Source organism: Streptomyces paludis (assembly GCF_003344965.1).
In the GTDB taxonomy this organism is placed as follows: Bacteria; Actinomycetota; Actinomycetes; order Streptomycetales; family Streptomycetaceae; genus Streptomyces; species Streptomyces paludis.
Genome location: NZ_CP031194.1, coordinates 4,005,410 through 4,016,951, shown reverse-complemented (window position 1 = coordinate 4,016,951; position 11,542 = coordinate 4,005,410). Strand labels below are relative to the sequence as shown.

Below are 11,542 nucleotides of genomic sequence, written 5' to 3'. Positions count from 1 at the left end.
GCGGCTGTTGGGTCTCTCGCGACCGGACGGCCGCCAGAGACCCAACAGCCTTGCTGTCAGAGGCCGTAGCGGCTCTTCACATGGCGCCAGAAGTCACGCAGCATCCACTTGTCGAACTCCGTGATCTGCGTGGCGCTGCCCGCTTTCATCAGGAAGCAGCACTGCCCGGTCGGCGTCCAGTCGTAGAAGTCGTCGAGCCCGAAGGTGTGGCCGACCTCGTGCAGATAGATGTGGATGTTCTCCTGGCTGAGCGCGCCCGTGAAGTACTCCTGTCCGACGCGCTGACCCCAGTCGCCGCCCGCGCCGCCCTGGAATCCCTTGGTCAGCCAGAGCGACTGGTCGTAGTGGCGGGCCGCGCCGCCGGGGCAGCGCGAGTAGTCGCCGTTCTGGTGGAAGAAGCGTCCGCAGTCCGGTGCGCACTGCGGGGCGCCGCCGCCGTCGAGGTTGCCGGCGTAGATGTCGACCGAGTTGTCGGTCCACTGGAGTGTGGAACGGTTCTTCACCGCCCAGCCGACGATGTTGACCGGCACAGTGGTGTACGGCCAGGCGTTGTGGCCCGTGCCGTTCTCCACCATCGCCGCCGCCCACTTGGCGAACTGCCGCTTCAGCGCGGCGTGGACGCTGTCGCGCAGGGCGGCGCTGACCGGGGCGTCGGACTCCCAGCGGACGCAGTAGTTGATGCTGCCCCTGTTGGCCATGACCTGGTCCCAGCCGTAATTGCGGAAGCCGTAGAGGTTGGGGTAGGTCGTGGAGACGTGGTTCCACACTTCGTTCAGCGGCTGGGTGAGGTTCGAGGGCGGGTTCCAGTTGTCGGCGGCCTGCGCGGCGGGTACGGAGGGTACGGCGGACGCGGCGAGTACGGGGGACGCGGACGTGACGGGGGTGGCGACGAGGGCGATGAAGGCGGCCAGGACGGTGAGAAGCCGCGCAAGGGGTCTGCGCATGGGGGGCTCCCTGGGTAGGGGATCGGTGGGGGGTTGGGGATGGTGTGGCAGCTTCAAGTCGCCACCAATGCGCGGAGGGTTGCCAGTTGCTAGGATCCGAATGTCCCCATCAGGGACGATCAAGGGGCCCCACACCCTGGTTCCACCCGTACCGCCGCAACGGCGGTCGGACATACCGCTCCGGCGGATCGACCACTTGGGAATCCTCTTTGAGACGTCTTGCCCTGTTGGGCAATCGGAAGCCGGCCCGCCGGGGCACGGCCCTGGCCGCCGTGGCCGCGCTGGTCGCGGGGTTCACCTCGCTGACCGGGGCGGGGACGGCGGGCGCGGCCGGTGCGGCCGGTGCCGGCGGCGCGGCTGATATATCTACCCCGGTACCGACGGACGGCGTCTGGGGGATCGACTTCTCGGGCGGCATCCTGCACACCGTCGAACGCGGCGCGTACGGCGACCGGTTCGTCGCGGTCCGGAAGATCGCGGCGGACGGCTCGACGGCGTCCGCCCGTACCTCCATGGGATACGTCGGCCCCTTCGGCGACGACGCGTACGCCAAGGAAGTGCCCTGCGACATGGGTGGCTGCATACCCCTGGTGGGGGCCGGCAACGGCAATGCGGGCCATGTCTTCATGGACAGGGGCAAGGAACGCGTCCAGATCCTCACCGGCCCCAACAGCCACCACGGCATCGAACCCGCCGTCACCGGCGCGCGGATCGTCGACATCTCCGGCCGCTACTTCGTCTACGACGCGCAGTCGACCGGCAAGCAGTACATCGACAACGTCCCGCAGTACCGCCGACTGGTGAAGCGGATCACCCGCACCCCCGTCGCCGCCTCCATCTGGGCCGCCCAGCTCTGGAGCGCGAGCGCCACGGCCGGTACGGTCACCCTCACCGACATCAAGAGCGGCAAGGCCCTCGGGTCGTACGCCACCGGATCCGGCTGTGTCATCAAGGAGTTGCGGGCCGTCGGCCGCTTCGTCTACTGGAACTGCGGCCCAGGCCCGGCCGCGCGCGCCGGGGTCTACGACCGTACGGCGAAGAAGAGCTTCACCGTGCCGTCCGGGCCCGCCCTCGTCGGTGACGGTTACCTCGTCCAGCACGACAGGACCGCCGGAAAGCTGCTGCTCACCGACTTCCACACCGGCAGGAGCGCGGCACCGCGCGCGATCGCGGAGCTGCCGGCCGGTGACACCGCCGACCAGCGCCGGTTCACCTGGGCCGTGGACAAGTTCGGCGGGGACATCGCCTATGTCGGCCCCGACGACAGTGTGCGTATCGTCCCCAGCGGAGTGCCGTCCCAGTCGCTGACCCGGACCGAGTCCGAGGTGGACGAACCCGGCGTGGATCTCAAGTACACGAACTGGAAAAGCAGTTGGGGCTTCAGCAAGCCCGTCAAGTGGACCTTCCGCGTGAAGGACGCGAACGGGCGCGCTGTCCGTACGTTCACCGGCCCCGGTACTGGCGCCGGCACCACTGAGGCCAACGTCGACTGGAACGGCAAGGACGCGGCAGGCGCCTACGCCTACAACGGCTCGTACACCTGGACGCTGACGGCCACGGCCACCGAGGGCGCCGGAACGTACAGCACCAGCGGCAAGATCGTTCTGTCCGGCGCCCGGCAGGGCCATCACGACCAGGGCGGCTACAGCTACGGCGAGCTGCTCACGCTCAACGCCAAGGGGACGCTCTCCCTGCACTACACCAAGGGCAAGGGCGCCTTCGACTCGAAGTTGTCCGGCTCGGGCTGGCCCGCCGGCTCGGTCGCCGTGCCGTTCGGCGACATGGGCAGCGACCGCTGCTCCGAGCTGCTCGTACGGATGCCGAAGGGCGAGCTGCGCCGGTACGCGGGCCGCTGCGGGAACCCGTACACCCCGTCCCACAAACACACCTCGCTGGGCACCGGCTGGAACGCGTACGACATGCTGACCGCGCCCGGCGATCTGACCGGCGACGGGCGTACGGACCTGGTCGCCCGCAAGAAGTCGACGGGCGATCTCTACCTCTTCGCCAACAAGGGCGACGGCAAGCTCGCCGCCCGCAAGAAGATCAGCTCCGGCTGGTCGGCGTACACGCATATCGTCGGCGCGGGCGATCTGACCGGCGACGGCTTCGGGGACATCCTGGCCCGGGGGAAGAACGGCACGCTGTACCGGTTCGAGGGCACGGGCAAGGGTACGGGGAAGGGCACGCTGCGGGCGCGGGTGGCGGTGTCCACCGGCTGGGGAGCCTCGTACAACGCGATCGTGGGTGTCGGTGACATCACCGGCGACGGCCGGAACGACCTGGTCGCGCGCGACAAGGCCGGTGTGCTCTACCGCTACCACGGCAACGGCAAGGGGTCCTTCGGGGCCCGGAAGAAGATCTCCACGGGCTGGCAGGGGTACAAGGGGCTTTTCTGAGTGCCGAGTTCGGCGCCTCGGTCGTCTTCTGTGCAGGTGGGTGGTGTGTTCGTTTACACACCACCCACTCGCACACGGCGGCGGGCGCGGCCCCTGCGGTGCAGGTGGCGCAGCAGCCATCCGGCGGGAAGCAGGAACACCGGCCAACTCAGGCCCTGTACAAGCGGGTTGGCGACATCGCCCACAATCACGGTGGGGATCGTCAACACGGCGGCGGCCATCGCGAACACCCCGAGCGGGACCATGTGCGCGGGCAGCGCCCCGCCCACCGTCCGGGACGGGCGGACAAGGACCACACCGGCATAACAGGCGTAGACACCGAACGCCAGCAGGGCCAGTGACAGGGCGGTCATGAACTGCGGCTCGCCCTCCGGAGTGTCGGTGGTCCGCTGGACGTGTCCGTCCTTGGTGACGGTGGTGGCGTAGTCGCGCCACATGGTGACCGTCACACCGTCGCCCGGCTTGAGCCGCTTCAGGAACGGGCCCGCGTCGGGCAGGTCCACCTCGTGGGGTACGTCCGGGCCCCCGGTCAGCCGGAGCCGGTACGTCGTCCCGGCCCGCCCGTTCTCCCTGGTCACCGTACGTTCGACGGACGCGGGCACCGCGCGCAGGCAGTCGGCCCCGGCCCGCGCCGCCGCCGGGCAGGGCTCCGCCGCGCGGAACGCGCGCTCGTCGGCCGTCGTCCCCCGTACGTCCGCCAGACCGGCGCCCGCGCCCAGCAGCAGCGCGCCGCCGAGCAGCAGGGCGCAGAGGCCGACGGCGTGGCGCAGTGTGGGGCGGCGCCGCCTCTGCGGCTCGCTCGTGTCCGTTTTCTCGGCCATGCCATTCCCCCTCGTACCACCGTCGCCCGCCCACCTTAGAGGTGTGCCCGTGCACATACGTCACACCCGTAACGCGTACATCGCACTGACTACCCCGGCCACCTCCTGTGGCACCTGAGTACTACGCCATGACCAACTCGAAGGCGGATTCGCCAACTCCGTTTGCCTCATAGCGTTTTGGCGGGGAACGTGAACAGGAGAACCGCACATGACGACCACCAGTGGGACTACAGAAGTACGGGGCCAGACAGAGGGGCGGGCAGCAGGGCAGGCAGAGCCGGTCGTACGCGGCAAGGCGTTCGCGCCGGAGTATCAGGGCGCGCTCGGTTCACTGTCCGTGAACTCGTCGCTGACCGATGTGCTCGCCAAGGGGATCGAGGAGCTGCACGCCGCCGAGAAGGCCGGGCAGTGGGGAGAGATGGCGCGCTGCGGGCTCGCCGTGGCGGAGGCGTACCGGCGGCTCGGCCGGATCGCGGAGGCCGACCTCGCGTGGAAGGCCAGCTACCGCGCGGCCCGCTCCGGCGAGGACACCGGGGCAATGGCCTGGGCACTGTGGAGCGGCGGCACACTCGCCCGGCAGCGCGGCGCGCTGCCGCTCGCGTACCGGCTGCTGGGGCTCGCGGCCGAGCTGGGCGAGCGCGGGGGCGATGTGGTCGTACGCGGCTACTCGCTCGCCGGGCTGGCCGAGACGGGCCGTATCCAGGGCGACTACCGCGCCGTCGGCGAACTCCACGAGAAGCTCCTGGCCGAGGCCCGCCGACGCGGCGAGGCGCGGCACACCGTGTGGGCGCTGGAGGGCATCGCGCAGATGCACCGGAACACCGGTTCGTACGACACCGCTCTCGCCCTCTTCGAGGAGGCCGCCGAGACCGCGGGCGCCGCCGACGACCACCGGGGACGGGCCTGGGCGCTGCGCGGGATAGCGGACGTGGTGTCCGTACGGGACGGCGATACGGAACGAGCCCTGACCCTGCTCGCCGAGGCCGAAATCACCTGCCGCTCGATGGAGTTGTCCAGCGCGCTCGCCTACAACCACAAGATGCGCGCCAACGTCCTTTACCGTGCCGGTCGTTACGAGGAGGCGCGGGACGGTTACGCGCAGGCGCTGGCCGAGTTCGACGCGATGAACGAACCCCGGGGCTCCGCCCTCGCCCGCCTCGGCCTCACCAAGGCCCGCGCCCGGCTGGGCCGCGACAGCGCGGAGACGGCCACCGAACTGGCCGAGCTGCGCGATGTCCTGGACCGTATCGGGCTGCGGCACGCGCGCGACATGGTCGACCGGGCGACGACGGAACTGGGGCTGGAGCCGGGTTCGGACATGGACTCGGAGTCCGGGCCGGAGCCGGGGGCGGTCTCGGGTCTGCGTCAGGGGGCGCTGTGACGGGGGCCTCCGCAGTCGCGCCCGCGCACACGAGTGCCGCCTCCCCGGCGGCCGCCGATCTCGCCCATGCGCCCGAAATCCTGTCCCGCTGCCGGGAGTTGGTACGGCCCGCGCTGGCCGCCGCCGTCGGCCGGCTGGAGCCGTGGACCGGGGAGATGGCCGCGTACGCACTCGGCTGGAGCGAGGTGGGCGGCGCCCCGAAACCGGGAGCGTCCCAAGGCAAAGGCGTACGGCAGGCACTCGCCGTGCTGGGCGCCGAGGCCGCAGGGGCCGCCGGGGCAGACAGGGTGGCCGGGGTGGCCGGGGTGGCCGGGGCTGACGAGGCAGCCAGGGCGGCCGGGGAGCGGGCGGTGCCCGGCGCGGTCGCCGTCGAACTCGTGCACGCCTTCTCGCTGTTGCACGACGACATCATGGACGGGGACGGCACACGCCGGCAGCGGCCCGCCGTGTGGAAGGCGTACGGCACCGGACCGGCCGTCCTCGCCGGGGACGCGCTGTTCGCGCTCGCCGTACAGACGCTCGCCGAGACGACACCGCCCACCCACACCGCCGACGCCGTGCGGCGACTGTCCACAACGCTGACCGGGCTCGTGCACGGCCAGGCCGAGGATCTGCTCTTCGAGCGCCGGCCATGGACCGGGCCCGACGCCGTACGGCCCGACGAGTACCGGGCCATGGCCGAGCGCAAGACCGGCACACTCCTCGGCTGCGCCGCCGCCCTCGGCGCGCTGCTCGGCGGGGCGGGCCCCGGCACCATCGCCGCGCTGGACCGGGCCGGGCGCCATCTGGGCGTGGCGTTCCAGGCCGTTGACGACCTGCTCGGCGTCTGGGGCGATCCGGCCGTGACCGGCAAACCCGTCCACGGCGACCTGCGGCAGCGGAAGAAGACGTACCCCGTCCTCGCCGCGCTCGCGGCGCTCGACGCGGGAGACGGCCGCGCCGGGCGGGAACTCGCGGCGCTGCTCAGCTCCCCCCACCCCCTCGACGACGCGACGGCCGCCCACGCCGCCACCCTCGTCGACCGGGCCGGCGGGCGCGCCGCCACGCTCGCGGAGGCGCGCCGGCATCTCGACGCCGCCCGTACGTGCCTGCGTGGGGCCGCGCTGGCGCCCCGGGCGTCGCGGGAGCTGGACGTACTGCTCACGTATCTGCTCCACCGGACGGCGTGAGCGCCGCCGCGCTCGCGCGGGGGTAGTCCGTTGGTCCGTTCCCGGGGGGATTGTCCGGACAGAAAGCGCTCTCTACACTCGCGGGCATGGACTCGGACAGCTCGGCGCAGGACAGCCCGCCCCCGGACAGTGCGACCCCGGACGGCCCCGTGGAGGATTCCTACTTCGACTACTGCCCCTGGGACTTCGCGCGACGGGCCTCCGCCGCACAACACGCGGCGCAGGCCGCGCACCAGAAGCGGCTGGCCGATGCCGGCGCGAGTCTGGGGCCGCGCTGTTACGTCTCCCCGGCGGCGGGCGTGTTCCCCGATGCGCTGAGCCTGGGCGCCGACTCGTACATCGCGGGGCACGCCTACGTCACCGGTGAGATCCGGGCCGGGCGCGACTGCACGGTCAATCCGTACGCGACGGTACGGGGCCGGGTGACGCTCGGCAACGGGGTCCGTATCGGCGCGCACAGCTCGCTGCTCGGCTTCAATCACGGCTTCGCTCCGGACGCGCCCGTGCACCGGCAGCCGCTCACGAGCGAGGGCATCGTCCTCGGGGACGACGTGTGGATCGGCTCGAACGTTGTGGTCCTGGACGGGGTGACGATCGGTGACCACTGTGTGGTGGGGGCGGGCGCGGTCGTCACCAAGGATCTGGCGCTGTGGACGATCGCCGCCGGAAACCCGGCCCGCCCGCTCCGCGACCGTCGGGGCGGGAGCCACCCATCGCGTACGGGCACAACGCATACGGGCGACGCCGTGGCGCGCTTCTCTGAGCGCGCCCGGGCGCAGGCCGCCGCCGTCCTGGCCCGCTCCTGGAACGACACCACCGGCCGCTACAGCGACCGGCCGGGCGCCCCCGCGACCGTACGCGCACACTGCGACGCGGTCGAGATCGCCGATCTGCTGCTGAACGCCCCACCGGCACAACTGCCCGCCGCCGAACACGCCGAGCGGCTATGCGCACTTCAGGATCCGGCAAGCGGGCTGGTGCCCGAACTCGCCCCGGGCGGCGGCACCGACAGCGTCCCGGGCACCCTGCCCGCGCCGGCCGCCGACGGCTGGATCGAGGACGGCGCGGCCGAGTACCACGTGCTGTCGGTGGGGTACGCGCTGGAGCTTCTGGGGTCCCGGTTCACCCACCCGGTGCACGCGGTACGGCGGATGACGGCCGAGCAACTGGTCGCCCGGCTGGCCGCGTTGCCGTGGGGGACGCGGGCGTGGTCGGCCGGCGCGTGGGTGGACTGCTGGGCGACCGGCGCGTACCGCAACCTCGCTCTGGGGCAGGATGGGCCGGCGAGCGGGCAGGCGAGCGGGCAGAGCGGCGCGCTGGAGGCGCTGTTCGGCTGGCTGGGTACGCGGGTGGACCCGTGGACGGGGATGTGGGGTGGCGGGGCGCCCGCCACCCCACCCTCACCCGCCGAAGCCCGGCTCCAGATGGTCAACGGCTACTACCGGCTGACGCGCGGCTCGTTCGCGCAGTTCGGGGTTCCGGTGCCGTACCCGGAGCGGGTGGTGGACACCGTGCTGGCCCACTCCGCCGAGCCGCGATGGTTCGCGGAGGGCCGCCAGAACGCGTGCAACGTACTTGACGTGGCACACCCGTTGTGGCTCGCGGGCCGCCAGACCCGCCACCGGTCCGACGAGGTACGGGCGTGGGCCGGGCAGCAGCTGACGCAGGCGCTGGGACGCTGGCACGACGGCGCCGGGTTCGGCTTCGGCCCGGCGGGCGAGGGCGGCTCGGGGCCGGGCCGGGAGCCGGGGTTGCAGGGCACCGAGATGTGGCTGGCCATCGTCTGGCTGCTGGCCGATCTGGTGGGAGTGGCGGACCGCCTGGAGTACCGGCCGCGCGGTGTGCACCGGCCGGAACCGGCGCCTGGCGCAGCCGCGTTGTTCGCCATGGCCGCCGTCCAGTAGGGCTTGTTACGCGTCCGAGCGGTGCCGGTCCGGGGCTTGTTACGCCCCCGACCGGGCTCCGGTCCGCGCCCCCGACCGGGACCGCGTCCGTAGCCCGTACGCCACGAGCCGCCGCACCGGCGCGCGCGGCGGCCGTACGTCCAGTGCCGCGCGCAGCGGCGGGTCCAGCAGCGCGGCGGCGACCGCCGGGGCGAGCGGCGCCAGCGCCCGGGGCAGCCGGGCCGCCAGCAGCCCGGCGCTGGTGGCGGCCCAGAGGGCGCGGCCCTGCGGGGTGGGCGAGAAGTGGCGGTTCTCGTACGCGCTCATCCACCTTTCCACGTCAGTGAGTTGGCGCTCGTCCGGTGGCCGGGGCAGCCCGAGCGCGGCGAGCAGGCCGGTGTGGAACGCGTACGCGCCCTCCCGCTCCTCGTCCGTGACGGCACGGTGGCCGTGCTCGTCGATGAAGCGCAGCGGACACACCGTGAAGCACGCCATCACGTACCGCATCAACTCGGTTGTGATGCCCGGCCGTTCGTGCACCCGCCGCAGCCCCGCCACCACCGGCCGCCCCGCCTCGGTGTCCACCCCCGACCCGATCAGCGCGAACATCGCCACACCGGTCGCCTTCGCCCGCGCCTTGGCCGCGGCCTCCATCCGCCCGGTGCCGGCCAGCACACGCGCGATGCCGGGGATGCCGAACGTACGGACAAAGCCCAGGGTGAGCCCGATCCGGGACTCCTCGGGCATCGTCTCCAGCATGAGGCGGGCGTAGGCGCGGTGGGTACGGGAGGGGTCGTACGGGGGCGGGGCGCCCGGCGCGGGGTCGGGGTCGGAGTTGGGGGCGAGGCTGGGGCAGGAGCCGGGGTCGGGGTCGGAGTGGGCGTGGGAGCCCGGGTCGGGGTCGGGCGTCACGGGATCACCGGGGGTTCGTGTCGGCGCCGGCGGCGCCGGCGGCGGCCAGCACCTCGCCGGTCAGGGGCGCGGAGAGACAGCGGGCGACGCGCACGAGGTGGGCTCGCTCCTCGGCCGGTTCCGTGTCGAGGCCCGGCAGTTGGGGCTGGTCCTCGCGGGCGCGGGGCGGTACGCCGGCGCGCAGCGCGTCGGCGGCGTGGCGCAGGGAGGCGGCGACGACCAGGGCGGCGCGGTCCGCGTCGTCGAGACCGGCCCGGTCGGCGAGCCGGTGCGCGGCGGCGATCACACCGGGGTCGCTCCAGGGCCGCAGTGTGAGCTGGCCGTCCCGTATCTCCAGACCGCGCCGGGCGGTGCGCCACTCCAGGTCGCGTACCGCCAGCCGCTCCGTCCAGCGCGACGCGGGCGCTTCGAGCGCCAGCCGGCCGTCCACGCCGTACACCAGGTCCCAGAGCGGCCGGAGGGCGCGGTAGTCGCGGCGGCGGCGCGTCCAGGCGGCGACGGCCGGGCCGGCGAAGCCGGTCGTGATGAGGACGGCGCCGAGCGCGGCGAAGACCGGCCCCAGGGCGGTGCTCAGCCACTCCGTGCCGGTGACACCACGGGCGGCGGCGCCGATCGCGACGACCTTGCACACCACATACCCGCAGGCGACGAACCCACCGAGGGCGAGCTGCCGGATGCCGCGCCGCAGTGGTCCGGCCGGCAGCCGGGCGGCGTGGCCGAGGAAGACACGGCTGATGTCGACCAGTGCGAAGCCGAACAGCGCCTGGTAGATGACGAGGAACGCGGCGATACGGGGTTCGGTGGCGAAGGTGGTGTCGAAGGTGAGGGGGGTCTCGGGGGTGTGCGCTCCCCCGGTGAGGAACAGGACGACCATCGCGACGACCAGCACGGCGAAGACCGCGAGCCGCCGCCGTACCTGCCGCCAGGTGTCGGCGGTGGCCGCGTCCCACGCCTGCGGCTGCGGCTGCGTGTGGGTGAGCGTGTGGGCGTGGCCGCCGGCCCCCGCGCCGCCCTGGGGCGGCGCCCACATCCGGGCCAGCACGACGGCCGCGGCGGAGAAGCCGGTGATGCCCAGGTAGACGAGGAGCGTCGCCAGATTGCCGCGGTGCGCGAGCCGGTCGATCAGCCGGTACACCACCGGCGCGGCCACCACGAAGGCGGTGGCGGGCGAGGCGATCGTGAGGGCGACGACGAGCAGCCCGGGGGACGGATCGCGGCGCCAGGCCCGGAACTTCAGTACGGCGACGGCCCAGGCCAGGGTGCCGATGGTGAGGTAGACGACGTTGAACGGGGCGTCGGAGATGGGCGCGGCGGAGATGGGCACGCCGGACGTCGCGACCGATGTCGCAGCGGACGTCGCGACCGACGCCGCAGCGGACGTCGCTGCCGACAGCTCAAACATTCTGCCCCTTGCGATGCTCCAGCGCGGGCGCCAGCTGGGAGGTCGTCCCCGCTCCGGGGGCCAGGACGAGCGTACGGGTCAGCTCGGCGCCCAGGATCTCGGCCTCCTCCTCGGCCACGGCGTCGTAGTGGGAACGGCCGAGGACGAGCCGGAGCATGTCGGGGTCGATGGTGGACAACTCCACGTGGCCGGTCTCGGAGCCATCGGCGTCCTGCGCACCGTCGGCGTCCTGCGCGTTCTGTGCGGGCGCTTCGGCGAGGTGGCCGCAGAGGAGGTGGGCCAGTTCGTGGCAGATGATGTGGGCCTGGTGCAGACCGGAGGTCTCCTGCTCGAAGTGGATGACGTCGACGTCCGCGCGCCGCTCGACGAATCCGGACGGCTCCCCGACCCGCATCCGGCGGGGTACGAGCCGTACGGGACGCCCGACCCGGTCCGCGACCGCCGCGGTCAGCTCCTCCACCGTACGCAGCCGCGGCAGGTCCAGCTCCCTGACCTTGGCCCGCATCCGGCGGCGGGTACGTCCCAGATCTCGCACGTCATCCTCATCAGCATCGGTGCCGGCCGGTTGCCAGCGCCCCAACGGCGTCAGCTCATAACCGGCCTCGGCGGCCTCGGACCCCGCCCCGGACCC

General features: G+C 72.8%; 9 protein-coding genes. 4 read left to right on the top strand and 5 right to left on the bottom strand.

All coding sequences use genetic code 11. The annotated features are described in order from the left end of the window. Positions 1-56: 56 nt before the first annotated feature. Positions 57-944 carry a hypothetical protein gene (locus DVK44_RS17755; RefSeq protein WP_114660534.1) on the bottom strand — a complete coding sequence of 296 codons (888 nt, stop codon included), beginning with the start codon at positions 942-944 and terminating at the stop codon, positions 57-59. A gap of 209 nt (positions 945-1,153) precedes the next feature. Between DVK44_RS17755 and DVK44_RS17750 the strand changes: the two genes are divergently transcribed. Further along, entirely contained in the window at positions 1,154-3,343 is a 2,190-nt protein-coding gene (locus tag DVK44_RS17750) for an FG-GAP-like repeat-containing protein (protein ID WP_228447224.1), read from the top strand. A 53-nt stretch (positions 3,344-3,396) separates the two neighbouring features. Here DVK44_RS17750 and DVK44_RS17745 read toward each other — a convergent pair whose 3' ends face one another. Beyond that, entirely contained in the window at positions 3,397-4,164 is a 768-nt protein-coding gene (locus DVK44_RS17745; protein WP_162793909.1) for a hypothetical protein, read from the bottom strand. A 208-nt stretch (positions 4,165-4,372) separates the two neighbouring features. Here DVK44_RS17745 and DVK44_RS17735 point away from each other — a divergent pair, with 208 nt between their 5' ends. From DVK44_RS17735 to DVK44_RS17725, 3 genes are all read left to right on the top strand, one after another. Beyond that, entirely contained in the window at positions 4,373-5,545 is a 1,173-nt protein-coding gene (locus DVK44_RS17735) for a tetratricopeptide repeat protein (protein ID WP_114660530.1), read from the top strand. Further along, complete coding sequence (locus tag DVK44_RS17730; RefSeq protein WP_181957479.1) at positions 5,542-6,714, top strand: polyprenyl synthetase family protein; 1,173 nt, start codon at positions 5,542-5,544, stop codon at positions 6,712-6,714. The genes DVK44_RS17735 and DVK44_RS17730 overlap by 4 nt, the downstream gene beginning before the upstream one ends. Positions 6,715-6,800: 86 nt before the next feature. Then, complete coding sequence (locus DVK44_RS17725) at positions 6,801-8,618, top strand: acyltransferase (protein ID WP_114660529.1); 1,818 nt, start codon at positions 6,801-6,803, stop codon at positions 8,616-8,618. A gap of 39 nt (positions 8,619-8,657) precedes the next feature. Here DVK44_RS17725 and DVK44_RS37640 read toward each other — a convergent pair whose 3' ends face one another. From DVK44_RS37640 to DVK44_RS17710, 3 genes are read right to left on the bottom strand one after another with little or no spacing between them, the layout of a single operon-like run. Next, a complete protein-coding gene (locus DVK44_RS37640; protein WP_162793907.1) occupies positions 8,658-9,509 on the bottom strand; it encodes an oxygenase MpaB family protein in 852 nt (283 codons plus the stop codon). 4 nt (positions 9,510-9,513) lie between these two features. Continuing rightward, positions 9,514-10,911, bottom strand: coding sequence for an MAB_1171c family putative transporter (locus DVK44_RS17715; RefSeq protein WP_162793905.1), 1,398 nt, complete (start codon positions 10,909-10,911; stop codon positions 9,514-9,516). Then, positions 10,904-11,446 carry a hypothetical protein gene (locus DVK44_RS17710; protein ID WP_162793903.1) on the bottom strand — a complete coding sequence of 181 codons (543 nt, stop codon included), beginning with the start codon at positions 11,444-11,446 and terminating at the stop codon, positions 10,904-10,906. Before DVK44_RS17710 ends, DVK44_RS17715 begins: the two co-directional genes overlap by 8 nt. Positions 11,447-11,542 lie beyond the last annotated feature (96 nt).